Genomic DNA, 23,167 nt, shown 5'->3' with positions numbered 1-23,167 from the left:
ATGAAAATCGGACTGAAAGCGGGCGAGCGCCTGTTCATCAACGGCGCGGTGATCCGGGCTGACAAGAAAACCAACATCGAACTCATGAATGATGCCGTCTTTCTGCTGGAAGCCCATGTGCTGCAGCCGGAGGATGCAACAACGCCGCTGCGTCAGCTTTATTTCATCCTGCAGACCATGATCATCGATCCGGTGTCGGCGCCCGCGGTCCAGGACATGTTCCATCTTGTGCTCGGGTCGGTGAAATCAGCCTTCTCGACGCGGGAAATTCTGGTGCGCCTCGACGAGGTTGATGAGCTGGCCAAGGCAGAGCGCTGGTTTGAAGCCATGAAGGTCGTCCGGGCGCTTTATCCGATCGAAGCGAACCTGATGATGTCGGAAAAAAGCCAGGCGGGCCGATCCAACCGGAACGGTCAGGGTGGCAACGGGGCGACGAGCGCGCCGAGGCCCGCACCGAGCCGATTTCACAACGGACCGCAACTGGCTGTCGTCTGAACAGTTCAAGGAGACCCCCAATGACAAGCGTTGAAGGTGTAACGGGAACGCAGGCCGCCGGATCGGCAGCTGCGGCGCAGCAGAAGCTGACCGTGGACTACGACATGTTTCTGCAGCTGATGATGGCGCAGATGCAGAACCAGGATCCCACCAATCCGATGGATGCCACGGAGCAGCTGTCTCAGCTCGCAAGCTTCAGTCAAGTCGAGCAGGGTATCCAGACCAATGCCAAGCTCGAAACCCTGCTGACCAACATGTCCTTCGGTCAGGTTGATGACCTGATCGGGCGTACGGTCACCGATCCGGGCGGGACCACCGGTGTTGTGGAACGTGTCGAAGTCTATTCGGATGGCACGGTGCTCGGTCTCGACAATGGTGAGGGCATTCTGCTTGGGCCAGGTGTAACCATTTCCTGAGGACTTGAGACCCGATGAATGAAGTTGATGCCCTGGACCTGGTCAGGTCCGCAATCTGGACGATCCTGGTCGGCTCTGCCCCCGCCATTGTGCCTGCCATGGTCGTGGGTATCGGCATTGCGCTGTTGCAGGCCTTGACCCAGGTCCAGGAAATCACCCTGACCTTCATTCCCAAGATCGTTGCCATTCTGGTAATGATCGTGGTCGCCGGTCCGTTTATCGGTGGCCAGATCTATACGCTGACGACATTGATTTACAGCCGGATCGAAACCGGGTTCTAGCGATTTTCCTGATGTAACCGGGGTCGCCGAAATCCTCGGTTTTACCCCGGGCGAGCCGAGGGCGCGCATTCCAGAGACATGGAATTTTGCAGCTGCCTTTTCGGAAAAACACCCTGACTTTGGCGAACAGTTTTGCGAGTGGGCCCCGGCTCTGCGCGGCGCTTGTCCGGGGTGACGCCCGTTGCTGCTGCTGCGCAGTCAAACAAACTTCTCCCTGATTATCCGCCTCACAAAAAGCCTCGCGCAAGCTTCGGGCGCGAGGTTGCCAGTCGATAGACATGCAACAGAGGAACGGCATGACAGACACCTCCCTTTCGCCGGTTGCCGAGGGCGCGCCGGACAGCCGCCGGGACGTTGCTTTTGCGCTCGGTATTGTTGTCATCCTGGCGGTGCTGTTCCTGCCGATCCCGACTTTCCTGATCGATATCGGCCTGGCCATGTCGATCGCCCTGTCGGTGCTCATCCTGATGGTGGCGCTCTGGATCCAGAAGCCTCTCGACTTCTCCTCCTTCCCGACAATCCTGTTGATCGCGACCATGTTGCGCCTGTCGCTCAACATCGCCACCACGCGGGTGATCCTGGCCAATGGTCACGAAGGGCTGAATGCGGCGGGATACGTCATCAACGGCTTTTCGCAATTCGTCATGAGTGGTGATTTTGTCATCGGCCTGATCGTCTTCGCGATCCTGGTGACCGTGAACTTCCTCGTCATCACCAAGGGCGCGACCCGTATCGCGGAAGTCGGCGCCCGGTTCACGCTTGATGCCATTCCGGGCAAGCAGATGGCGATTGACGCGGATCTTTCCGCCGGTCTGATCGACGAAAAGGAAGCGCAGCGGCGGCGCAAGGAACTGGAAGAGGAAAGCTCCTTTTTCGGTGCAATGGACGGTGCCTCCAAATTCGTGCGCGGCGATGCCATTGCCGGCCTGATCATCACAGCGGTGAATATTCTCGGCGGCATCATCATTGGTGTGACGCGCTATGACATGACCGTTGCCAGCGCATCGGACGTCTTCACCAAACTGTCTGTTGGCGATGGTCTCGTATCCCAGATCCCGGCACTGATTGTCTCTCTTGCAGCCGGTCTCCTGGTCTCCAAGGGCGGGACGCGCGGGTCAGCCGACAAGGCCGTTCTCGGCCAGTTGGGCGCTTATCCGCGCGCACTCTTTGTGGCCGCAATCCTGATGGGTGTCTTTGCGCTGATGCCGGGACTGCCGATGCTGCCTTTCCTCCTGCTGGCCGGCCTGATGGGGTTTATCGGCTACACCATCCCGCGGCGCATGGCGGCCCAGAAGAAGGTTGCAGAGGAAAAACAGCGTGAGGCGGAAGAGCAGGCCAAGCTGGAAGAAAAGGATTCCGTCAAGGAAACGCTGAAATCGGCCGAGGTCGAACTGGTTCTCGGCAAACAATTGTCGGCCGACCTGATGACCAGGACCGGTGAACTCTCCAGGCGTGTTGCCAAGATGCGCCGGAAATTCGCCGAGCAATATGGTTTTGTCGTGCCCGATATAAGGGTGACCGACAGTCTGACGCTTGACCCGAAGAGCTACCAGATCAAGATCCACGGCACGATCATCACCTCGCAGCAGCTGAAGGTCGGCGAACTGCTGGTGATCCCGAACAGCGATGCAACACTGCCGGTACCCGCAGACGAGACCCGCGAACCGGCGTTCGGCATGACCGCCTACTGGGTACCCCAGGCCTACAAGGATGAACTGAAGCGCCGCGGCCTGATGCCGGCGGAAAACATCACCGTGATCCTGACACACCTGAGCGAAGTGATCCGCAACAACCTGCCGCAACTCCTGTCCTACAAGGACATGCGCAAACTGTTCGACCGGCTGGACCCGGAATACCAGAAGCTGCTCGATGACATCTGCCCGGCGCACACTTCCTTTTCCGGTCTGCAGGCGGTTCTCAAGCTTCTGCTGGCCGAACGGGTGTCGATCCGCAATCTGAACCTGATCCTGGAGGCGATCGCCGAAATCGTGCCGCATGTACGCCGCTCCGAGCAGGTGGTGGAACATGTGCGCATGCGCATTGCCCAGCAGATCTGCGGCGATCTCGCCGAAGGCGGCCCGCTGCAGGTGCTCCGGCTCGGCAACCGCTGGGATCTCGCCTTCCACAATGCCTTGAAGCGCGATGCCAAGGGCGATGTTGTAGAATTCGATATCGAGCCTCAGCTGGTTGAGGATTTCGGCACGCAGATGTCCGATGCGGTCAAGAAACACATGAAGCAGGGCAGCCGCTTTGCCATCGTGGCCGCACCGGATGCAAGGCCTTATGTGCGCATGATCGTGGAGCGCATGTTCCCGACCTTGCCGGTTCTTTCGCATCTGGAGATTGCCCGCGGTGTCGATGTCTCCGCGCTTGGAACCGTGTCGTGATTTCGGGCGGGCTCTTCTTCAGCACCTTCAGTGCATCCGTGCTGCTGGCCGTTTTTCTGCTGTTCTGCCGAATTGGGGCCTGCCTGATGATCATTCCGGGGTTCGGCAGCAACCGGATCCCGGCACGCGTGCGCCTGTTCGTGGCCCTGTCGATATCACTGGCCCTGTCACCGCTGCTCGTTCCCGGTATCCAGGCATCGCTGCCCGACGAGCAGCTCGGGACGGTGGCCTGGTTCATCGGCGCGGAAATCCTGACCGGCGCCTTTATCGGTTTCCTCGGCCGGATCTTTCTGGCGGCCCTGGAGACACTGACCACGCTGGTCTCCATGGCAATCGGCCTGTCCAACATGCCGGGCATGCCGATTGACGGAACGGACACCTTGCCGCCGGTGGCAAGCCTGTTCACCGTGACGGCAACCGCGATGGTGTTTATCACCAACCAGCATTGGGAAATCCTGCGCGGCTTGGTGGCGTCTTATGAGGCTATACCGCCCGGCCAACCACTTGCCGCTGTCGCCAGTCTTGAGCAATTCGCCGAACAGCTGGGACGCACCTTCCTTCTGGCACTCAGGGTCTGCAGCCCATTCATCGTCTACACCGTGGTGGTCAATTTCGCGGTCGGCCTGATCAACAAGCTGACGCCGACCATCCCGGTCTACTTCATCTCCATGCCGTTTGTAATCGCGGGCGGTCTCTACTTTCTCTATCTCGTTGTCGCGGAAGCCGTCATGATCTTCCTCGACAGCTACTTCCAATGGCTCCAGTTCGGCTGACCCCAGCCGTGAAAGGTTCTCAGGTCGATGGCTCGCAACAGTCAGGAAATCGAACGCTTGTTCCGGATGCAGAAGCAGATTTTCCTGTTTTCCTCTTGGCTTCTGCAGAAGCTCGATGCCCAGGTCTACCAGTTGAGTGAAAAGGAACGGCGTATCCTGCTGGCGCTTTCCAGCGGCGACCTGGCGCAACATGACCGCTTCATTGCCAATGCGGCCGAGCGTCTGCGGCGGATTATCGAAGAAATGTCGCGTCTCTCGGAGGCAAGGGACAAGGTCAATTCCGAATATGACCGCCAGCGCCTGATGTTGAAACTGATGTCCGAACGTCTTGCCAGGATGCGCGGCGAAGAACAGCGTGCGGAAGAGGAACGGGATCTGCTTGAGCTGCTGGAGCGGCGTTACGGTTAGCCAGGGTCAGGCCCCCTTCACTTGCGTGACATGGTGGGATGAAATTGTTCGGAAACGAGGCGCCAAACTGCAGGAAACCTTCCTGTTTTCAGAGGTTTGCAACGACAGTGCAGGGCCTATTTACCCCATCTTGGAGGGACGCAAGACGGCTTTGATCTTCTGCGTCAAACCTTTCAACCGGGCCAGGAAATTCCATTTGCCCGCCCAATCACCACACAAGCTCCAAGCAAGCTCAACGGGCTAGACATGATCCTGCAAACGAGGCCCGGCAGAGCCCATTGCTTGCCTTGCCTGTCACCCGCCGGGTCTTGTTTGCAACTGATCTTCACTAGGAGCCAACCATGGCGATCTCACCTCCCTCAGACCTGATCCTGGATGTCGCCAAAGCCGCCGATCCGGTGGAGCTCAGGCAAGCGACCAGCCGATTGCGCAGCATTGCCACAGGCGGATCGGGCGCAGGGTTCGCTCTGGCATTCCAGGATGCTTCGACCCGTGCCTTTGAGGTTGGAAGCAGCTTCCGTTCTAATGGGGCGGTCGCGGCCACGGCTGCACAATCGCCGGGCGAAGATTTTGAAGCGATGATCCTCACCCAGTTTGTAGAGACGATGCTGCCGGATGACGCTGAGCAGGTCTTCGGCAAGGGATCTTCCGGAGAGATCTGGAAGTCGATGCTCGCAGAGCAGGTCGCGACCCAGTTGGCAGCAAGCGGCGGCGTCGGGATCGCCGACATGATCAATGACAGCCTGAGCCAGGCGACAGCTGACAAGGGAGATACGGCATAATGGATTCAAGCCCGGAAACCGCTCAGATTGACACCACTGGACCGGAACCTGCCGCCTCCGGCGTCGTCGTTCAGGCGCACCGGCCGGATCCGGCGCGCTCCACACCGCTGACGGTGGCCGTCAAACGCGCGATCGAGGCGGTGCGGGACGAAACAAGAGCGCTTCGGGCTGACCCGACCACCGATCTCAAGACCTACGAATACGGCAAGAGCCAGGCGTTGCTGGATCTGATGCGCGCCCGTTCGCTGGTGCCGCCGGCCGCCTATTCGGACGAACTCAAGGCCGAGCTTGCCGATTTCAAACAGGTCCTGGAAGAAAATATCGGCCTTCTGGAGCTGCACATGAATGCAGTTTCCGAAGTGGTGCAGCTGATGTCGCGGACGATGATCGATTTTGACAGCGACGGCACCTATCAGGCCCCGTTTCCGGAGCGTGCCCGATGATCAAGATTCTGGCGGCCGGCTTGTGGATGTCTGCGACCATGCTGATCTCCGGGTACGGCACGACGCAGTACCTGGCGGCCCAGAAACGGGTGGGGGAGGAGGAGCCGGCCTTTGTCGGGCTCGACTACGAGACCGTGAAACCGGTCAATGTTCCAATCCTGTCCGATGGTATCCTGCAGGGCTATGTGGTCATCAAAATGGTGTTCACGGCCGATGGAGACACGCTACGCCGGCTGCCGGTACCGCCGCATCCCTTCCTGGTCGACGAAGCCTTCAGGGTGCTCTATTCCGATGAAACCCTGGATTTCCGTGGCCTGGAGCGCTACGATCTCGAGGCTCTCACGGTCCACCTCAAGGAAACCACCAACGGCAGACTCGGCCGCAAGGTCGTGCATGATGTCCTGGTGGAAGAGTTCAACTATTTCGACAAGGAGGACGTGATCACGCATTGAAAGTGATCTGCGTTCCTGGTCTTTCGTTTTTGTCCTGCAGCCTCTCAGGCAATTGGCGCCCGGTTTCGACTGGGCGTCTTTTTTGTGCTTCAGGAAGATTGTCCAACAAACATCCGCTCATCACGGCTGTGTGACAGTGATGTATGCATAAATGTCTGAATAAGGTTGATTGTTCCCTTGCGGTACTCGGGCGGGAGCACTAGGAAGCGCGTTCCCGTTTCCGCCAGGCAGTTTTCAGTCCATGTCAGATATTGAGAGCCGAACAAGAACCGTTGTCGCCCAGACACTTAACCTCTCAAACTGGATCGTGACACCCGATGCAACTCTTGAAAAACTCGGCGCAGACAGTTTCGATGCCATCGGGCTGGTCATGGCCGTGGAGCGCGAGTTCGGCTGTTCTTTGCCGGATGACGTCTTCAGCGCCCTGGATGACAAAAAGGCCAAAATGACCTTGCAGGATCTTGCCGGTCAGATTGAAGAAGCGCTCAAGCGTTGAAGGCAGGAACAGGTGCACAGGACGGTCTGCCGTCCATGTCAGGCTTGTTCATGGTCGCCTGTTTCGAAAATCGTGTCGATGGCCTGGAACATGGTCTTGTAGACCCCGATCTCGTCCCTGGCGAAATCCCCGTGCGGCACCGCCTTCTTGGCTTCCCGCATCAGGTCTTGGCGGATCGCGTCAAGATCGACACCCGTTTCTTCGGCGTGATTTGAAAGCTCCAGATGCAGCCGCTTGGCGATGCCTGCATAGGCGATGATGGCCGTCACCGCATGTGCGGGATCGTCCGGAATGGGGATCTTTTTCATGTGCGTCTTTCCTGGTTGCAGACTGGCAGCATTCTTCCCGAGTGTAGCCCCATTGCAATTTTGACTGCGTTCTATCGAGAAGCCGGTATGTGGTAATTCAAGAGTGAACTTGCCATTTGATTGTTTTGGTCTGCTGCAAAAGCAAGACAAAAGCGGATGCTTGCCAAATTTCTAGCCCGTTCGGTCCTGGCCAAGTCGCTGTTATTCAAACGTGACTGCACAAAAGGTGTTGTAGAGATCTCTATTGATTTGGCCAGATTGGTGAGTTTCTGTCATCTGTGATTTGGGTAGTCTGATCAAAATGAAAAGAGAAAATCAAAAAAACAGACAATTTTGGTTGAAGGCAATTTATTTGATGCGCGTCGATCATGTTGTTGCTATGAAAAAATTGATTTTCCCCGGCGGTATACTGACGTAACGTTAGTAATTGCGTTTTTTTTGGCTGGAAATTCATTACGCTCCAACCCGTGTATGCTTTTATGGATAGGGAAAATGTCAAGACGCATAATTGGATTGATCGCTTTGACGGTTATTTTTTGAGCGGGGTGGGACTCAGCCCATCGCTGGCCCGCACGGACATTTTTGACTTTTGCGATACGCCTCAAGATTACAAACGAATTCAGAAATACTATCGAGAGTATAAAGATCCTTCGGATCAAATGATTGACTACATGAGCAAGAGATTGCCAAGAGGAAAGTCAGCTCTCAACCTTACGAAACAGGAATTCAAGGCCCTGTCCAAGGGCTTCAAGCCTGTCCCGTTAAATCCACCAAAGGCCGCCTGCCAGAAAATTCCGGGCAACACCCTTGTCGCTGACAAGTCGGGAATGTTTTCGGGTTTTGCCTGTGTCCGGCCGCCGTCCTGGAAAACGTGCAAGTGGATCGCCTACAAGGCCTTGAAAGCACGCTGGCATCCAGGGAGCCAGAAAGGCATTTGGTTGCGCGACTGAGGCGAATTCTGCCTAACGCAACCGCGCATCCTTGAGGGCATCCAGCAACATCTCGGTTTCCTTCGCCTTGCTGCCGCCGGCATCGGGCACTTCGACATAAGAGACGTTCACGGCGTTGTCCGGCCAGGCCAGCACAACGGTGAAATAGATCCAGACGCCCTTGTTGAAGAACTCGAGATCCAGCGAAACCCTTGGGGTCTGGTCCCACTCGACCTCGGCCTGGGCGGCCATGGAATACCGTAACGAGCCCTCCTTGAAGAAGAGCTCGGCAGACGTCTTGATCAGTTCTTCGATGTTGCCGTGCTGATCGGTGCGGATATAGGCAATCAGGTCGATCGCATCGACCAGTTTCAGGTCTTCGATGAACTCGGTGAGGGCGGCGGCAATGGCTTCCTGGCGCTGGCGGTCGCTTTCCAACGGGGACGGCTTGTCGCCGTCGCCTTCCGGCATATCGTGCATTCCCCGGGCCTCCAAATACATTAAATTATACAGCAGTTTTGGCCTGGCGTGAGTACACGTAGCAAATGATTTCCGCAACTGCCCTGTAGAATTCCGGCGGGATCATCCTTTCCACTTCGGTGGCCGCGTAAAGGGATCGGGCCAGCTGGCGGTCCTCGATCACGGGGATTTCGTTGGCTTCCGCGATCTCGCGGATCTTGAGCGCGATCAGGTCCTGTCCCTTGGCTACAACAATCGGCGCGGGGTTTTGATCCCCGTCATAACGCAGTGCAACTGCAAAATGTGTCGGATTGGCGACGACGAGGGTGGCCTGGGGCACGGCTGCGATCATGCGATTGCGGGCACGGTCCCTGGCAAGCGATCTCTGGCGCGCCTTGACGATCGGGTCACCCTCCATCTGCTTGTGCTCGTCCTTGATCTCCTGCTTGCTCATGCGCAGGTTCTTGCGCCAATGGGCGCGGGACCACAGGATGTCGACGGTGACCAGCAGGATGGTGACGATGCAGACGCCGGCGATCAGCTTCATGGAGATCTGAAGGATCGCTTCGGGCAGGGCGCTTGGGTCGGTGAACATGGCGTTGATCAGATCCGCTTCATTTGTCCGGAACTGGCCATAAACAATGGCGCTGACCGTGGAGAACTTGAAGACAGCCTTGAGGAACTCCACGAGACCCTGGGCGCCAAAGATCCGGTTCCAGCCCTTGGCGAGCGAGAGCTTTGAAAAGTCCGGCTTGATCCGGTGAAAGACGATGCGGGGTGCATTTTGCAGAAAGGCCGAGGCGAGCCCCGCCACGGCCAGCAGCGAGACGATCGGCGCCAGGAAGATGAGCACCTCGACGGAGACCGCGTGGCTGAGCAGCAAGGCGTCTGCACTGTTTCCAAGATCCACTCCTCCCGAAATGTCCAGAAGATGGGTCAGCCGTTCCAAAAGCCGCTGCGCAGCCGAGGTAAGAACAAAGCTGCCGATCAGAAGCGTTGCGATGAACGTTGCCAGAACCGGGGCTTCCCGGGAGACCGGTGTGTTGCCCTTCTCAATGGCATCGTTGATCTTCTTCTCGGTTGGTTCTTCTGTCTTGAGATCCTTGTCTTCTTCCGACATCAGGCCTCCTGCCTAGGCGGATGCGAGAACACGCGACCCGGCCGATAACAGATCAGGCAAAGAACGCCCCTTCGTCCTGTTTCGGATTGAGTTCGATTTCGCCGCGCCCGGCCATTTCCAGTGCCAGGTTGGTAATGGCACTGCGCGCATCGAGCACGTCGCGCTGTGCCGCAGGTTCGGCGGCTGCCAGCTCGTGTTCGGCGATGCGCCGGGCACGGGAGGTCAACGACGACAGGATCACCTCTCTGAACTGCCCGTCCGTCCCTTTGAGCGCCATGACAATGCGATCCGTCGGGATCTGGTCGAAGATGGCCATGCGGGTACGGGCATTGAGGTTGATGATATCGTCGAAGGTGAAGAGCAGGCCCTTCAGCAGTTCCGCGGTCTTCGGCCGGACCTCGTTCAGGTTGTCGAGTGCGTCTTCCATATGCTCCCGGTCCATCTTGTTGAGGATGTCTGCCATGCGGGCATGGCTGTCGGCCTCCAGGGTTCCGGACAGATTGAGCATGAAATCCTCATGCATGGTCTTTTCAACGTCCCGCATGATTTCCGGTACCACCGCCTTGATGGACAACATGCGGCGAACAAGTGAGTTGCGCGTCTCGACATTGATCTGGCCGAGCACCTTTGCCGCTGCACTCGGTTTGATCTTGGTCAGGATCAGGGCAGCGGTCTGCGGATGCTCCTTCAGGAGATAGTTGGCAAAGACAGTCTCCGACACGGTGGTCAGCCGGTCCCAGATCGAACGGTTGGAGTTGCCAAGCACGTCCGACATGATGTCGGCCAGCTGGTCGTCCGGCAGCACGCCCTCCAGCATTTTCTCCACCTCGTTGGCGGATCCGTAGAGTGTGGTGCCGGTGGAGAACTGTTCGATGAATTCTTCTGCAAGCCAGTCGAGTTCCGTGGAGGCCACCGTGCCGAGCTGCGCGGCCGTCACGGTGATCATGCGGATTTCTTCCTGATCGAAATGCCGGAGCAGCTTTTGCGAACTTGTCTTGCCCAATGACAGCAGCAGGGCGGCCACTCTCTGGACACCGTTCAGGCGTCTGGCTGGTGGTGCCGGTGGTTTGGCCAGGGCATTGGCGGTCGCTGCGGCAGCGTTGGCGGTGCTCGTCATACTCTTCTTACCTTATGGAGACTGCCCGGGAGGAGGCTTGCGATCGGTTTCAGACCTCGAGCGCGCCGTTCTGCGTATTGATGATTTCCGTAAGCGAAACGCCAAAACGGGAATTGTCGTCTTCTACAACGACCACTTCGCCACGGGCGATCACCCGGCCGTTGACAACGATGTCGATCGGTTCGCCGACCCGGTGATTGAGCGGAATGACAGCGCCGCGACCGAGTTTCAGGAGATTGGAAACGAGCATGGTCGCCGAACCCAGAACCACCTGGATATTGACCGGGATGCCGAGGATGGTGTCCAGATTGCGGTCGTCGCCGATGGTCTCGGCCTGGTCTTTTTCCGGCATTTCCACCTTGGCGAAATTGGTGGCATCGGCGGGCTTGGCCTTGGTGCCGGCGTCAGCGTCAATGTGATCAATGATGGTGTCGGACATTACATCTTATCCTTCTGGGTCATGGAGACGGTGCGGAACGGGCTGTGCAGCGAGTTTTCGATGCGATGCACCCGGGTCGGGGTCTGCTCGACGGCCTGCCCACGATGAATAGTTGTCTGTTGCCGGACCGACGTGCGGGGAGGGGCGGTCCGGTTGGCAGCGGGATCTTCGGCAGCGTCCTCGACGAAAAGGTCCAGGTCGTCGCGGGACGGCTGATAGCGCTTCGGATCGTTCATCACGGCCGTTGCTCTGGAAAGCTCTTTCAGCTCCGCTCTCAGGACGGATTGCTGACGTTTTGCTTCCCGGGTCAGCCCGTCGATTTCCGCGATCAGTTCCCGGGCGTCGTCCATCCGGCTGCCAAGGGCATTGAGCAATTGCGCGCTTTTGACATTGATTTCCTGGATCGAGACCTCGATGCCATCGAGTGCCAGGGCCGTCTGGTCGAAGATGCGCTGGTAGTCTTCATGGTAGCTGCCGAGCTGGCGCAGCTCCCGGTGCATGGTCAGCATCCGGACCGTGGTCGCGACAAGCGCAACCAGCAGGATGCCATCAACGATTACGGAGATCATCGAACAGATCCTTTTCTTCCTCGTGGATGAGTTCCTCGATCTGCAGCGTGTAGGACCCGTTCAGCTGACCAAGCTGGCAAGTGAAGACGGGCTGTTCGTTACAGGCGAGGGTGACCGGGGAGCGCGCAGTCGCCTGGAGTTCGATGACCTGACCAACCTGAAGGCTGGTGAGATCGCCCAGCGACATTTCGCGTTCTTCCAGAATGGCTTCCAGCTTGACTTCGGTCCGCTGGATCTCGTTGTGGAAGTGTTGGGTCCACTGCTTGTCGCGGCTGGACATCTCGCCGGAGAGAACCTGGGAAAGACGCTGACGCAGCGGGTTGAGGGTCGAGTGCGGCATCACCACGAAGACCTCGCCGCCACGGCCGATGGCCTGTTGCAGCAGGCGGGCGACCACAGCCGGATTGTTGCGCCGACCGACGACGGCAAAATCCATGCGGCTTTCGATGCGTTCGATCTTCAGGGTCGTCTCCGCGATCGGCGCAAAGCTTTCCGCCAGCGCCTTTGCTGCGACCTCGAACATGGTGCGGGCGATGCGGGTTTCGATGTTGGAGAAGGAGCGCTCGTCATCGATCGGCGGTTCGGTGCCGTCCGCGCCGAAAAGCACATCCACCAGCGTGAAGATGAAGTCGCGGTCGAAGCCGACGAGCACGCGCGCATCCCATTCGGGCGAATAGAGAACGGCGACAAGAGCGTTGGATTCGAATTCGTCGAGCACGTCACCAATGCGGTTGTTTTCCACGTAGCTCACCGAGATGTAGGACGGTGAGGGCGATTTCTGGCGCATGGCGTCGGCCATCAGCCGGGCCATCCGGTCGAACACCACCGGAAGCATCGGCAGGCGGTCGACGGAGATGCCGGCGGCATCCAGAAGACGATCTGCGATCATCGCCCGTTCGGAACTGGAGGAGCCGGCGCTTGCGGTCGCTGCTTCGATCATGGCTTAGGCTGCTCCCTGCAGGTCCTGGACATTGTCTGCGCTGGCAGCCGCGCCGGCGCTCATGGTCTCGTTTTCAACTTCGTCGATGGTCGGCCGATCGATGTCGGAAATGGTCTTGCGGCCATGTTCCAGCGCGATCTGGGGATCCGCCCCGTTCATGAAGGCCAGGAGGGTCTGCTTGACCACGATATAGGGGCGCAGCCGGCTTTCCCGGACCGTCCGGATTTTCGCGGCCAGGGGCCCGAACAGCGAATAGGAGAAGAAAATGCCGACAAAGGTGCCCACAAGCGCTGCGCCTATCAGGCTGCCCAGAAGCTGCGGCGACTGGTCGATCGCGCCCATGGCCTTGATGACGCCAAGCACGGCGGCGATGATGCCGATGGCAGGCAGGGCATCGGCAATGCTCGAGACCGCATGGAAGGGCTTCATCTGGTCGCGGTGGATGGTGTGCAGTTCCTCGTCGACGAGTGCCTCGATTTCGTGTGCCCGGGCATTGCCGACAATGATCAGCCGGAAATAGTCACAGATGAACGTGGTCAGGCTGGCATTGCGCAGGACCGACGGATATTTCTGGAAAATCGGCGAGGTGTTCGGATCCTCGATATGCGGTTCGACCTGGTTGCGGCCCTTGGCGCGCAATTCACGCATCAGCCCATAAAGAAGCGCGAGCACATCCAGATGTTCGCGCTTGTTCGGGACCGCGTTGCGCAGGGCATCCGAGACGGCAACCAGCGTGCCCTTGATCACCTTCATCGGGTTGGCGACAACAAAGGCGCCGATCGCGACGCCCAGGATGATGAGAAGTTCCCACGGCTGCCACAGCACGGAGACCTTGCCGCCGAGGGCGGCGAAGCCGCCGATGAGAGATGCACCCGCAATAAACAGGCCGATTAAAATAGTCACCTAACAGCTCCCGACTGGTGTGGATGTCAACTCGGATCGGGACGACGCTAGAAGCTGAGACTTGTCTGAAGCTGACCGATTGGAACGTCATTCCACGACTGGGCCGGGTCAGCCTGGCGTAAGCTTTGACGGGGAAGGTTTCCGTGAATGATGGCCCGCATCCGGGCGCAACGGGAACCAAGACGATGATCAACACCCTGACACAGGTTCAGCTGGTCAGAACCAACATGGAGCGCTCGCTGAAGACAGTGGCGGCGGATCCGACGGTCGAGCGCCAGAGCGAGTATTATCTGGAGAACATCCGGAACATCAAAACCATCGACGAGTTTCTGGCCGACGACCGGATCTTCAGCTACGCGATGACGGCAATGGGTCTGGAAGACATGACCTATGCCAAGGCCTTCATTCGCAAGGTGCTGGAAGAGGGAACGGACGAGCGGACGGCCTTTGCCAATCAACTGGCGGACCAGAAATACAAGACCTTCGCCGAGACCTTCAATTTCAAGCGCTACGGCGAAACGACCACCTCGTTTTCCCGAACCCAGGAAGGAATTGTCGAGAAGTTTCATCGGCAGACACTGGAAGTGCGCGAAGGCGAACAGAACCAGGGCGTTCGCCTGGCACTCTATTTCGAACGCCGCGCCCCGGACATCACCAATGCCTATGACGTTCTGGCCGATCGGGCTCTGTCGGAAGCGGTCTATACGTCGCTGGGATTGCCGCAGGAATTTGGCTTGTCCGACATCGACAAGCAGGCTGCTTACCTGGAAGAACATCTGGAGTTCGACAAGTTCGGCGATCCGGACTACCTGTCGAAATTCCTCAACCGATTTTCCGCTCTTTATGACCTCGCCAACGGACCGGCAGGTGCATCCTCGCCGACGCTCACGCTTTACGGCAATGGCAGCGGTGTCGTGCAGATGGGCGAGGGGCTTCTTGCCAGCATTCAGAATTTGCGTCTTGGAGGATCCTGATCCATGCAGTCTGCACTTTACGTCGCCCTTTCGGCGCAGGTCGCCCTGTCCAACCGGCTCGAAACGGTTGCCCGGAACGTCGCCAACATGAACACGGCCGGATACCGCGCGGACGAAGTGAAATTCGCCGAACTGATTTCCAAGGCCGGACAGGACCAAGTGAGTTTCGCAACAGGCGGGGAGATCTATATTTCCCGGCAGTCGGGCAGCGTCAACAAGACTGACAACCCGCTGGACCTGGCCGTTGAAGGCGAGGCCTGGTTTGCAATCCGCAGCCCGAACGGCGCACTTAGCTACACACGTGACGGACGGCTCCAGATAGCCGACGACGGCACGCTCAGAACCCTGACCGGTCAGCAGATCCTGGGGACGGGCGGGCAGCCGATTTCGCTCGACCCGGAAGGCGGGCCGCCCCTCATCACCCAGTCCGGTGAAGTCAGCCAGAGCGATGTCGGAGTGATCGGTCAAATCGGACTGTTCCTGATCCCGAACGACGCGACACTGACCAGAACCGAAAACTCAGCTGTCATTCCGGATCAACCGGTCATACCCGTTCAGACCTATGATCTTCATGGCATCCGGCAGGGCTATGTCGAAGGTGCGAATATCAACCCCGTTCGGGAAATGACCAAGATGATCATGATCTCGCGCGCCTTTGAAAGCGCGACCAAGATGATCGACACAAGCAATGAGAGCCAGGAAAAGGCCATTCGCGAACTGGGGGCAACCTCATGACCGCCGTCGACCTGACCGTACCGGTCGGCCAGCCGCTGGATCTCGCAGCGTTCGCAGCCCGGAAGGAAAGTCCTGTTGCCGTCAAAACGCCGATAGCCGCGCCATCGGGTTTCAGTTTTGGCGACTTCATCGACGTCATCAATCCGCTGCAGCATATTCCGGGCATTGCCGAACTCTACCGGTCCGTGACAAACGACCAGATCTCCACTGAAGCCCGCAAGACCGGCAATGCGCTTTATGGATTTGCGCTTGGCGGGCCGGTCGGCCTCGGGGCGATGCTGGCCTATAACGCGCTTGGCGACCGTCTTGAAGGCGGAGAAGCCGCGCCCGTCGCGGAGCCACAGCTCGTAGCGGAAACACGTTCCCCGGCTGGCGAGGTCCAGGAGTTGCCAGACGTTCCAGTGCCGCCACGCAAACCGGGCCCGGAGGAGGTTCCAGCGAGCCCGCCCGGTGGTCAAAGCGTCTTGTTGGTGGAAACAACCACCAAAACTGGTGAGGTTCCAATGGTGGGGGCTGGTCTTGGTGCTTTGTTCGAGACAGGCTCTGCTGACCGCACCTTGAAGCAAAACGATGTCAGAATCGACGGGGCGGCGTCCGCAACGGCTGCGTCTTCTGTGGCCTATGTTGAAAGGACGGACCCCGATGCGGCAGAGGCCCCTGTGGTGCCGACCGACGCCGGTCTTGGCCAACTTGCCACGCATCAATCCAATCGTCTGCCGCTCGACGTCTTGAAAGCCCTGCAGGAACGCCATGCCCAACGCTCCGCATCTGAACGCTCTTGATCAGGTCTCCGCGTCGCTGGCCGCGCTCGAGACAGAAGTCGGACCGGTCAAACTGAGCGGCCGGGTGACCCAGGTGTCGTCTGAATCGATCCGGGTCTCCGGTCTGTCACGCGTCGTCTGCCTGGGAGACCTCGTTGAATTCGAGGGCCGGTCTGCAAAGCGTCAGGGTGAAATCATCCGGCTCGATCAGACTGATGTCGTGGTCAAACCCCTCGAAAAGGTTACCGATATCGGTATTGGCAGCGGTGCCTCGGTGATGGGCGGCCTCGCCATTCATCCCGATATGAGCTGGTGTGGGCGCATTATCAACGCGCTTGGCGAACCGATCGACGGTGTCGGAGCGCTCAGTCATGGTGTTGAGGCTTTTCTGCTGGACAGAGCACCGCCTCCCGCCATGAGCCGAAACAAGATTTCGGAAGCCGCGCGCACCGGCGTACGTGTGATTGATCTGTTCACACCGCTGTGTGTCGGTCAGCGTGTCGGCATCTTCGCTGGCTCTGGTGTTGGTAAGTCGACATTGCTTGGCATGCTGGCCGGCTTTGGTGAGTTTGACACGGTCGTGGTTGGCCTCGTTGGCGAACGCGGCCGGGAAGTGCGCGAGTTTATCGACGATATCCTCGGGGAAACGCTCAGCAACTCTGTTGTCGTTGCCTCAACCGGCGACGAAAGCGCCATGCAGCGACGGCTTGCGCCAAAAACGGCGATGAGCGTTGCAGAGTACTTTAGAAGCCAGGGACACAAGGTCCTGCTCATTCTGGATTCAGCGACACGATTTGCCCATGCCGCGCGGGATGTTGCGCTGGCAGCTGGCGAACCACCCGTCGCCCGAGGGTATCCGCCCAGTGTTTTTGCTGATCTTGCGCGCCTGATCGAGCGGGCCGGTCCCGGGGCCAATGGCGAGGGCTCGATTACGGGGATATTTTCCGTGCTGGTCGACGGCGATGATCACAACGACCCCGTGTCCGATGCAATCCGTGGTTTACTGGATGGGCACATCGTGCTTGATCGTCAGGTTGCTGATGCCGGACGATATCCACCCGTCAACGTGCTTCGATCTGCTTCACGCCTGGCCGACCGGGCCTGGACGCCGGAGCAACAGGAACTGATCCATCGGATCAAGGGACTGATTTCACAGTTCGAAGACACAAAGGATCTACGGTTGATGGGCGGGTTCCAGACAACCGGCGACGAGCAACTGGAAAAGGCCTGTCGGCTGGTCCCGAGAATTTATGAGGCCATGCGGCAAAGAGCGGATCAGGTTGCACCAACGGATCCTTTTACGGACCTTGCACAGGCTTTGGCCGCGGAGGACTGAAGGATCTGTTCACAACAGTATTAAATGTAAAATGCCGCTTTCTAAAGCGGCTATTTGCGTATATATATGGCAAATATTCTTCATAAAGTCGCAGAAAACGGCGATATATCGGTTTTTATTAAATTTTTCTCTCAAGTTATTCGTAATGTCTCGGAGTTTTTATTCACATTTCTATGTGGATATAAGAATTGCCGCTACCTTAAATCTTGAAATAGTATCTAAAACAGGTGAGCAGCGTTGACCTAGTGCCCCGTCAATTCTACGGATTTGATATTGGAAAAATCCAAGGGGCTGACATGTTCATCATAGTTGATACACGAGAGATAGTAACCGCAGGTTATGCCTCGGCATTCGAGCGGGAAGGCTATGCCTCCCTGGAATTACAACCTCAGGAATTGCTCGACTGGCTGGAAATCACCTGCGCGCAGGATCTGAGTTCGGTTGATGCGATCCTGCTTGGAGAATGTGCTGAGCGCTGCGGCTATGTCGCGCCGATCCGGTCCCGATGCCCGGAGGCGCAGATCGTTGCGCTGGAAGACACGGCAAGCCTGGACAGCACGCTTGAGTTGTTCTCGGCCGGAATGGACGATGTCCTGAAAAAACCGGTTCATGTCCGTGAAATCATCGCCCGTGTGGGCGCGTTTCGCCGCCGGATCACCTCCCGCAACAACTCCGCCGGCACCGGCGCAATCGAAGTCTTCTTCGATGGGCGAGATCCCATGGTTGGTGGCGATGTCATGGAGCTGCCTCGCCGGGAGCGCAGGATCCTGGAGTATCTTGTCAAGAACAAGGGGCGCCGGGTCACAAAGACACAGATCTTCAACGCGGTTTACGGCGTCATGAATGACGGCGTTGATGAATGTGTGGTGGAAAGCCACATTTCGAAACTGCGGAAAAAGCTGCGCAAGAAGCTAGGCTTTGATGCGATCGAATCCACGCGTTACATCGGCTACATGTTGAAGGACAACAACGCCTGCAAGCAGAAAGTCGGTGACAGCCGTCGGCCGGTTCAGGCCTCTCAGGCAGCCGCCAAGGCACTGGAGGCCGCCTCCGATTTGCGCAATTCCGGCAAACCCTTCCTGTCTGTCGTGAACGGCTAGATATATGAAGGGCCTGTGTTAAGACCTGTCGACAACACAGGTTGGTTGGAACCTGGACGGAGCGGTTTGGCATGAGACCTCGCCAAACAAATTTGCATGACGCAATGCCGCTTGAAAAATCTGATTTTCCTTCACTTTGTCCGGCCAGATCTCGTTTCATGTGGCCGGAACAATGCCTGTTTCTATTTACAATTGATTTTTATGGAAAATTTAGAAAACCTAGCCACAATAGCGGCACACCGGCGCCCTGATCATGTGTTGTGCGATATGCGTGCCTGTTGGTTGGGCAAGGGGCAATGTTGAAGTGTCTGTGAAATATGTAGTGAAGATACGGTCCGCTCATGCGGTTCAGAATTTCCCCGACAAGGGGTGGATTCGAAGCAAAGCGACTTGCCGTCTCCTCAAGCGACGAAACGGACACCATGAATTGAGGTGGGCGTCTTGAGTCTTAGCGGCAGTACGTCGTTGCCATACACTCCCAAGGAGATGGGCCGTGCCAGCCTGTCCCGAACCTTTATTCTCTATACGCTTGGCCTGTTTGCCATTCTCGGCGTCATCTTCATCGGTATTCTGACCAAGATTACATGGGACGCGTCCCATGCGCGCGCCATCCGCGTAACCGAAGCGTTTTTTCAAGCAACCAAGCGGCCCTTCGAGCGAGCCATCTGGACGGTGAATGCCGACGCAACGCTGCAGTTGATCAGGGGTCTTGAAAGTCTCGAGGTTGTCGAGAAGGTCTGGGTCGAAACACCGGATACCGGAAATTTCGGTGAGCCGGTGACAGGACCCCGGGCGCAGGAAGCTCTGAGTTATACGCTGAATTCACCCAGCACCATCTTGCACAAGGACGCCATCGGCCAGGTCTTCATTCTGATCGACCGGAACACGATCTCCTATGAAATCGTGTCCACCGTCGGGTTCATCGTTACGGCGATCATCATCTACCTGCTGTTGCTTGCGATCGTTATTCGCACGGTATTCCGGCGATTGATCGGTCAGCCACTTTCGGCCATCGTCGAATATCTGTCGACGCCACGGTTGATCGAGGATCCGCCGAAGTCCGAACTGATGCCCGGACGCGCAGACGAGATCGGCATCCTGTCGGCCAGCCTGCAATCCATGGTGCAGCGTCGACATCTCGATTTGCAAAAAATTCAAGAATATCAAACTAACCTGGAAGACTTGGTGGCCCATCGCACGGAGCAGCTGAAGTTGGTTCAGGAAGAACTCATTCAGGCGGATAACCTTGCAGCGCTCGGTGCGCTCGTTGCCGGCGTCTCTCATGAATTGAACACGCCGCTCGGCAACGCCCTGATGGCGGCGACGACAATCAAGGACGCCACAGGGTACCTGCACAAGGAACTCGAAGCCCAGAGCCTCAGCAAGGAAGCGCTTGAAAACGAAGTCGACCGGATCTCGGAAACCGCCAGTATCATCGAGAAAACGCTTGGGCGTGCGCGCGAACTGGTGGGCAATTTCCGGCAAGTTGCCGTTGACCGGCAGAGCGAAAAGAAACGGTCCTTCAACTTTGACCATATTATCCGCGAGACCCTGGCAACCCTTCAGCCAACCCTGAAGAAGACGCCGTTCAAGGTCGAGCTTGATCTCCATGCAGACGAGATCGTCGACAGTTATCCGGGCGCGGTCAGTCAGCTGGTGTCTAACCTCGTCGAGAATGCCCTGAAACACGGCTACGAAGGTCGCAGTGAAGGGGTGATCAAACTGTCGTCGCGTCTCGTTGTGCCAAATGATCGTGGACGAAACGCGCAAAAAGAGAAGAAGATAGTCTTCAAATGTCAGGACTTTGGGGTGGGCATTCCCGAAAAGAACCTTAAGAAGGTATTTGAACCTTTCTTTACGACCAAATTTGGTAAAGGCGGATCCGGATTGGGAATGGCGATTTGCTATCAGTTGGTGACAGAAGCGCTAAACGGAACAATCTCCGTTTCTTCAAATGTGGGGACCGGCACGGAATTCACCATCGAATTCCCGGCCATTGCTTCTGCGGAAGCAACCAAGCGACGCGGACAGAAGGTGCATTGACATGGTGATGGACTTTCTCGCTCCTTCTGAACCAGACGTCAAAAAGGCCACGCGCGCGCCTTGGAAGATCCTGATCGTCGATGACGATCCGGACGTGCATGAGGTCACCAAGATTGCTGTCGCCGGCTGCATGTTCGAGAACAGAGCCTTCGAACTGTTGCATGCGCTGTCTGCCCAGGAAGCTCGGGAAGTCCTCGAAAAGCAGCAGGATATCGCCGTTGCACTCGTCGATGTGGTCATGGAAAGCGATACGGCCGGTCTCAGCCTGGTCAGCTGGATCCGTTCGGAACTCAAGAACAACTTCACGCGACTGATTCTGCGCACCGGCCAGCCGGGCTATGCCCCGCAGACCGATGTGATCATGAAATTCGACATTGATGGCTACACCGAAAAAGCGGAGTTGTCCCGAACCAAGCTCATTACCGCGATCATCACTGCGTTGCGCGGTTACAAGCTGGTGATGTCGCTGGAGACAAATCGGAAGAAACTTCAGCTGCTGAATGAGCATTTTGCGGCAATCGTCGAAAAGAACGCCCTGAGCGAGTTCGCGTCTGCCGTCTTGCAGCACCTGAACGACCTGGTCGGCCAGCCCGTTGATTGCCTCCTCTGCGGTCTGGAAGCGCTGCCGGATTATGGGGTTGCCGACAAGTCCAGCATACGTGTTCTGGCAGCCACGGGCAGCTTTGAAGACAAGGTTGATCTTCCTGTCGATGTGATCAGCGACGACGTGATCCGTGGCTGCGTTTCCAAGTGTATTGAGACGCAGGTTTCCTGCTCGACCCCGAGCGGCATGGCGTTGCCGCTTGTTACGCGCAACGGTATGGCTGGTGCGCTATATCTGAGCATGTCCGAAGAACAGCTTGAGGAACTCGTCGGTTCTGAAGTCGTGAAGCTTTTCGTCTCCAATGTCGCCCTTGGTTACGAAAAGACCGGCTTGCTCGAGCACATTCGCAATCTGGCCTATGTCGACCGGGTGACCGGGCTTTCGACGTTTTCCGGTTTTATCGAAACCTTCCAACGGAATGCTGCTAACAACACGCCGCTTCTGGTGGTGCATTCGGACATCCAAAGGTTCCGCGTGATCGTGGACGGGATCGGGGACGAAAAAGCCGGAGCTGTTCTGAAGAGAACGGGGCACCGACTGTCTCAGACCTTCCCGGACGCGCTGACGATCGCCCGTAAGGAGAAGGACGAGTTTCTTATCCTGCTCAAGGGTGGCGATGCCAACAAGATCCAGGATGTTGTTGCGCGTGTCGAGGAAGCCTTCCAGGAACCGATCACCCTTGACGACAATCAGATCACACTGCGCATGCGGCTTGGCTTCGCTTCTGAGGATACAGACAGCCAGAATGCCGAGCAGCTCGTTCGTTTTGCCTCCATCGCGCTGAATGATGTTCGGCAGAAGGGGCTGACCAACCACGCTGTTTTCCATCCCCTGATGCAGGAAGCGGCGTTTGAGCGCCTTCGTCTCGCTTCGCTTCTGACAAGTGCAAGCAACCAGACCGAGTTTTCGCTGCATTATCAGCCGATTATGCTGGCAAAGGACGAGTCCATCGCGTCCTTTGAGGCGTTGATGCGCTTCCGAACACCCTCCGGCAACTTCCTCAATACGGCACGCATGATCGAGGCTGCGGAAGCAAGCGGCCTGATCACCGAGATTGGGGCCTGGATGTTCAAGAATGCGTTCGCCGAGTTCAGTCAGATGAGCGGACTGGACGAGAGCGTGCGCCTGAACGTGAACCTGTCCCCGAGGCAGGTTCAGACGAACAGGATCTACAAGGATATCGAAGACGCGGTGAATGCAGCCGAGTTGCCGATGGACCGGCTTGTGTTTGAAGTGACCGAGGGCCTTTTCCTGAGCAATGATCAGGTTACCCTGGCTCTGCTGACCTGGCTGCGCAACAAGGGGGCGAAGGTGGTGATCGATGATTTCGGCACCGGCTATTCCTCCTTCAGCTATCTGCGCAAGCTGCCTGTCGATGGCATCAAGATCGACCGGAGCTTCATCATGAACATGGATCAGGACGGCGATGCACTCGCCGTGGTGAAATCCATCATCGCGGTCGCCCAGGCTCTTGATTTGAGCATCACTGCGGAAGGTGTGGAGACGGTGGCGCAGCGCCAGATCATGCAGGAACTGCATTGCGACTATCTGCAGGGATATCTTTATTCCAAGCCGCTCAATGCGGACGATCTGCGGTCTTTCGTAACCATGGCCGTTGAGCCGGGCGTCAAGTTCGGCTGAACACTATCTCGCACAAGATCATCTGGCTAGAAACGTCAGGCCTCACGTGTCGGCGCCCTGCCGCTTGCGGCTGTTGCAAAGTCGCGGCTGCCTTGACGAGCGTCTGCTGCCCAGTCGACACATCCGGCCAAATTGCAGGCACTTTCATTTAAGCGATTGAAGTTTTGCACGAAACACGTTCTCATAACGGTGACGCGTTTTATGAATGCGCTGCCGAAGGGGGCGTATTCGCTAAGCCATTGAAAAATCGCCAACG

26 protein-coding genes are annotated in these 23,167 nt (G+C 57.5%); 18 read left to right on the top strand and 8 right to left on the bottom strand.

What is annotated here, in order from left to right:
- The 10 genes from flbT to CHH27_RS06515 all read left to right on the top strand — a co-directional run bounded on the left by flbT (window position 1) and on the right by CHH27_RS06515 (window position 6,933).
- Entirely contained in the window at window positions 1–495 is a 495-nt protein-coding gene (gene flbT / locus CHH27_RS06560; protein WP_094070881.1) for a flagellar biosynthesis repressor FlbT, read from the top strand.
- A 20-nt stretch (window positions 496–515) separates the two neighbouring features.
- Window positions 516–911: a flagellar hook assembly protein FlgD gene (flgD, locus tag CHH27_RS06555; protein WP_094070880.1), complete on the top strand. Its 396-nt coding sequence runs from the start codon at window positions 516–518 to the stop codon at window positions 909–911.
- A gap of 14 nt (window positions 912–925) precedes the next feature.
- Window positions 926–1,192, top strand: coding sequence for a flagellar biosynthesis protein FliQ (gene fliQ, locus CHH27_RS06550; protein ID WP_094070879.1), 267 nt, complete (start codon window positions 926–928; stop codon window positions 1,190–1,192).
- A 296-nt stretch (window positions 1,193–1,488) separates the two neighbouring features.
- Entirely contained in the window at window positions 1,489–3,579 is a 2,091-nt protein-coding gene (flhA, locus tag CHH27_RS06545; RefSeq protein ID WP_094070878.1) for a flagellar biosynthesis protein FlhA, read from the top strand.
- Window positions 3,576–4,352 (top strand): flagellar biosynthesis protein FliR, encoded by a 777-nt coding sequence (gene fliR, locus CHH27_RS06540; RefSeq protein WP_094070877.1) that lies wholly within the window; start codon window positions 3,576–3,578, stop codon window positions 4,350–4,352. The genes flhA and fliR overlap by 4 nt, the downstream gene beginning before the upstream one ends.
- Window positions 4,353–4,379: 27 nt before the next feature.
- Window positions 4,380–4,760, top strand: a complete 381-nt coding sequence (locus CHH27_RS06535) for a flagellar biosynthesis protein R (protein ID WP_094070876.1) — start codon at window positions 4,380–4,382, stop codon at window positions 4,758–4,760.
- Window positions 4,761–5,101: 341 nt separating this feature from the next.
- Window positions 5,102–5,542, top strand: coding sequence for a rod-binding protein (locus CHH27_RS06530; protein ID WP_094070875.1), 441 nt, complete (start codon window positions 5,102–5,104; stop codon window positions 5,540–5,542).
- Window positions 5,542–5,985 carry a hypothetical protein gene (locus CHH27_RS06525; protein WP_208988609.1) on the top strand — a complete coding sequence of 148 codons (444 nt, stop codon included), beginning with the start codon at window positions 5,542–5,544 and terminating at the stop codon, window positions 5,983–5,985. Before CHH27_RS06530 ends, CHH27_RS06525 begins: the two co-directional genes overlap by 1 nt.
- Window positions 5,982–6,437 (top strand): hypothetical protein, encoded by a 456-nt coding sequence (locus CHH27_RS06520; protein ID WP_094070874.1) that lies wholly within the window; start codon window positions 5,982–5,984, stop codon window positions 6,435–6,437. Before CHH27_RS06525 ends, CHH27_RS06520 begins: the two co-directional genes overlap by 4 nt.
- Window positions 6,438–6,678: 241 nt before the next feature.
- Window positions 6,679–6,933 (top strand): acyl carrier protein, encoded by a 255-nt coding sequence (locus tag CHH27_RS06515; RefSeq protein ID WP_094070873.1) that lies wholly within the window; start codon window positions 6,679–6,681, stop codon window positions 6,931–6,933.
- A gap of 38 nt (window positions 6,934–6,971) precedes the next feature.
- On the opposite strand, the gene CHH27_RS06510 is transcribed toward CHH27_RS06515, so the two are convergent.
- Window positions 6,972–7,241 carry a hypothetical protein gene (locus CHH27_RS06510; protein WP_094070872.1) on the bottom strand — a complete coding sequence of 90 codons (270 nt, stop codon included), beginning with the start codon at window positions 7,239–7,241 and terminating at the stop codon, window positions 6,972–6,974.
- Between the two features lie 479 nt (window positions 7,242–7,720).
- Here CHH27_RS06510 and CHH27_RS06505 point away from each other — a divergent pair, with 479 nt between their 5' ends.
- Window positions 7,721–8,191 carry a hypothetical protein gene (locus CHH27_RS06505; protein WP_157738749.1) on the top strand — a complete coding sequence of 157 codons (471 nt, stop codon included), beginning with the start codon at window positions 7,721–7,723 and terminating at the stop codon, window positions 8,189–8,191.
- 12 nt (window positions 8,192–8,203) lie between these two features.
- On the opposite strand, the gene CHH27_RS06500 is transcribed toward CHH27_RS06505, so the two are convergent.
- From CHH27_RS06500 to motA, 7 genes are all read right to left on the bottom strand, one after another.
- Window positions 8,204–8,650, bottom strand: a complete 447-nt coding sequence (locus tag CHH27_RS06500) for a hypothetical protein (RefSeq protein WP_208988608.1) — start codon at window positions 8,648–8,650, stop codon at window positions 8,204–8,206.
- A gap of 25 nt (window positions 8,651–8,675) precedes the next feature.
- Window positions 8,676–9,749 carry a flagellar biosynthesis protein FlhB gene (gene flhB / locus CHH27_RS06495; protein WP_094070869.1) on the bottom strand — a complete coding sequence of 358 codons (1,074 nt, stop codon included), beginning with the start codon at window positions 9,747–9,749 and terminating at the stop codon, window positions 8,676–8,678.
- 52 nt (window positions 9,750–9,801) lie between these two features.
- Entirely contained in the window at window positions 9,802–10,866 is a 1,065-nt protein-coding gene (locus CHH27_RS06490) for a flagellar motor switch protein FliG (protein WP_094070868.1), read from the bottom strand.
- A 49-nt stretch (window positions 10,867–10,915) separates the two neighbouring features.
- The gene (gene fliN, locus CHH27_RS06485) at window positions 10,916–11,218 is read right to left on the bottom strand and encodes a flagellar motor switch protein FliN (RefSeq protein ID WP_208988908.1); all 303 of its coding nucleotides are present in this window, start codon (window positions 11,216–11,218) and stop codon (window positions 10,916–10,918) included.
- Window positions 11,219–11,304: 86 nt separating this feature from the next.
- The gene (locus tag CHH27_RS06480) at window positions 11,305–11,874 is read right to left on the bottom strand and encodes a hypothetical protein (RefSeq protein ID WP_094070866.1); all 570 of its coding nucleotides are present in this window, start codon (window positions 11,872–11,874) and stop codon (window positions 11,305–11,307) included.
- Window positions 11,855–12,814, bottom strand: coding sequence for a flagellar motor switch protein FliM (locus tag CHH27_RS06475; RefSeq protein WP_094070865.1), 960 nt, complete (start codon window positions 12,812–12,814; stop codon window positions 11,855–11,857). The genes CHH27_RS06480 and CHH27_RS06475 overlap by 20 nt, the downstream gene beginning before the upstream one ends.
- 3 nt (window positions 12,815–12,817) lie before the next feature.
- The gene (motA, locus tag CHH27_RS06470; RefSeq protein ID WP_094070864.1) at window positions 12,818–13,717 is read right to left on the bottom strand and encodes a flagellar motor stator protein MotA; all 900 of its coding nucleotides are present in this window, start codon (window positions 13,715–13,717) and stop codon (window positions 12,818–12,820) included.
- A 185-nt stretch (window positions 13,718–13,902) separates the two neighbouring features.
- On the opposite strand from motA, the gene CHH27_RS06465 reads away from it, so the two are divergent.
- From CHH27_RS06465 to CHH27_RS06435, 7 genes are all read left to right on the top strand, one after another.
- On the top strand, window positions 13,903–14,691 hold the full coding sequence (locus CHH27_RS06465; RefSeq protein WP_094074558.1) for a DUF1217 domain-containing protein: 789 nt from the start codon (window positions 13,903–13,905) through the stop codon (window positions 14,689–14,691).
- 3 nt (window positions 14,692–14,694) lie between these two features.
- Window positions 14,695–15,426 carry a flagellar basal-body rod protein FlgF gene (gene flgF, locus CHH27_RS06460; protein WP_094070863.1) on the top strand — a complete coding sequence of 244 codons (732 nt, stop codon included), beginning with the start codon at window positions 14,695–14,697 and terminating at the stop codon, window positions 15,424–15,426.
- Window positions 15,423–16,208: a hypothetical protein gene (locus CHH27_RS06455; protein ID WP_094070862.1), complete on the top strand. Its 786-nt coding sequence runs from the start codon at window positions 15,423–15,425 to the stop codon at window positions 16,206–16,208. Before flgF ends, CHH27_RS06455 begins: the two co-directional genes overlap by 4 nt.
- Complete coding sequence (locus CHH27_RS06450; RefSeq protein WP_198338363.1) at window positions 16,177–17,523, top strand: FliI/YscN family ATPase; 1,347 nt, start codon at window positions 16,177–16,179, stop codon at window positions 17,521–17,523. Before CHH27_RS06455 ends, CHH27_RS06450 begins: the two co-directional genes overlap by 32 nt.
- A gap of 296 nt (window positions 17,524–17,819) precedes the next feature.
- Window positions 17,820–18,623, top strand: a complete 804-nt coding sequence (locus CHH27_RS06445; RefSeq protein WP_094070861.1) for a response regulator transcription factor — start codon at window positions 17,820–17,822, stop codon at window positions 18,621–18,623.
- A gap of 432 nt (window positions 18,624–19,055) precedes the next feature.
- A complete protein-coding gene (locus tag CHH27_RS06440) occupies window positions 19,056–20,666 on the top strand; it encodes a sensor histidine kinase (protein WP_208988606.1) in 1,611 nt (536 codons plus the stop codon).
- Window position 20,667: 1 nt separating this feature from the next.
- Complete coding sequence (locus CHH27_RS06435; protein ID WP_094070859.1) at window positions 20,668–22,911, top strand: EAL domain-containing protein; 2,244 nt, start codon at window positions 20,668–20,670, stop codon at window positions 22,909–22,911.
- Window positions 22,912–23,167 lie beyond the last annotated feature (256 nt).

This window comes from Labrenzia sp. VG12 (assembly GCF_002237595.1).
In the GTDB taxonomy this organism is placed as follows: Bacteria; Pseudomonadota; Alphaproteobacteria; order Rhizobiales; family Stappiaceae; genus Roseibium.
The sequence above is the reverse complement of the archived record's forward strand: the minus strand, read 5'-3'. Positions and strand labels throughout refer to the sequence as shown.

Bases quoted from the DNA above. Each gene is read 5' to 3' on its own strand.
- CHH27_RS06445 (WP_094070861.1), top strand. From the start codon at position 17,820: ATGTTCATCATAGTTGATACACGAGAGATAGTAACCGCAGGTTATGCC.
- CHH27_RS06435 (WP_094070859.1), top strand. From the start codon at position 20,668: ATGGTGATGGACTTTCTCGCTCCTTCTGAACCAGACGTCAAAAAGGCC.
- CHH27_RS06450 (WP_198338363.1), top strand. From the start codon at position 16,177: ATGCCCAACGCTCCGCATCTGAACGCTCTTGATCAGGTCTCCGCGTCG.
- flbT (WP_094070881.1), top strand. From the start codon at position 1: ATGAAAATCGGACTGAAAGCGGGCGAGCGCCTGTTCATCAACGGCGCG.
- CHH27_RS06455 (WP_094070862.1), top strand. From the start codon at position 15,423: ATGACCGCCGTCGACCTGACCGTACCGGTCGGCCAGCCGCTGGATCTC.
- CHH27_RS06525 (WP_208988609.1), top strand. From the start codon at position 5,542: ATGGATTCAAGCCCGGAAACCGCTCAGATTGACACCACTGGACCGGAA.
- CHH27_RS06515 (WP_094070873.1), top strand. From the start codon at position 6,679: ATGTCAGATATTGAGAGCCGAACAAGAACCGTTGTCGCCCAGACACTT.
- flgD (WP_094070880.1), top strand. From the start codon at position 516: ATGACAAGCGTTGAAGGTGTAACGGGAACGCAGGCCGCCGGATCGGCA.
- flhB (WP_094070869.1), bottom strand. From the start codon at position 9,749: ATGTCGGAAGAAGACAAGGATCTCAAGACAGAAGAACCAACCGAGAAG.
- CHH27_RS06510 (WP_094070872.1), bottom strand. From the start codon at position 7,241: ATGAAAAAGATCCCCATTCCGGACGATCCCGCACATGCGGTGACGGCC.
- CHH27_RS06475 (WP_094070865.1), bottom strand. From the start codon at position 12,814: ATGATCGAAGCAGCGACCGCAAGCGCCGGCTCCTCCAGTTCCGAACGG.
- CHH27_RS06490 (WP_094070868.1), bottom strand. From the start codon at position 10,866: ATGACGAGCACCGCCAACGCTGCCGCAGCGACCGCCAATGCCCTGGCC.
- CHH27_RS06520 (WP_094070874.1), top strand. From the start codon at position 5,982: ATGATCAAGATTCTGGCGGCCGGCTTGTGGATGTCTGCGACCATGCTG.
- CHH27_RS06465 (WP_094074558.1), top strand. From the start codon at position 13,903: ATGATCAACACCCTGACACAGGTTCAGCTGGTCAGAACCAACATGGAG.
- CHH27_RS06480 (WP_094070866.1), bottom strand. From the start codon at position 11,874: ATGATCTCCGTAATCGTTGATGGCATCCTGCTGGTTGCGCTTGTCGCG.
- fliN (WP_208988908.1), bottom strand. From the start codon at position 11,218: ATGCCGGAAAAAGACCAGGCCGAGACCATCGGCGACGACCGCAATCTG.
- fliQ (WP_094070879.1), top strand. From the start codon at position 926: ATGAATGAAGTTGATGCCCTGGACCTGGTCAGGTCCGCAATCTGGACG.
- CHH27_RS06535 (WP_094070876.1), top strand. From the start codon at position 4,380: ATGGCTCGCAACAGTCAGGAAATCGAACGCTTGTTCCGGATGCAGAAG.
- CHH27_RS06505 (WP_157738749.1), top strand. From the start codon at position 7,721: ATGGATAGGGAAAATGTCAAGACGCATAATTGGATTGATCGCTTTGAC.
- flhA (WP_094070878.1), top strand. From the start codon at position 1,489: ATGACAGACACCTCCCTTTCGCCGGTTGCCGAGGGCGCGCCGGACAGC.
- flgF (WP_094070863.1), top strand. From the start codon at position 14,695: ATGCAGTCTGCACTTTACGTCGCCCTTTCGGCGCAGGTCGCCCTGTCC.
- CHH27_RS06530 (WP_094070875.1), top strand. From the start codon at position 5,102: ATGGCGATCTCACCTCCCTCAGACCTGATCCTGGATGTCGCCAAAGCC.
- CHH27_RS06500 (WP_208988608.1), bottom strand. From the start codon at position 8,650: ATGCACGATATGCCGGAAGGCGACGGCGACAAGCCGTCCCCGTTGGAA.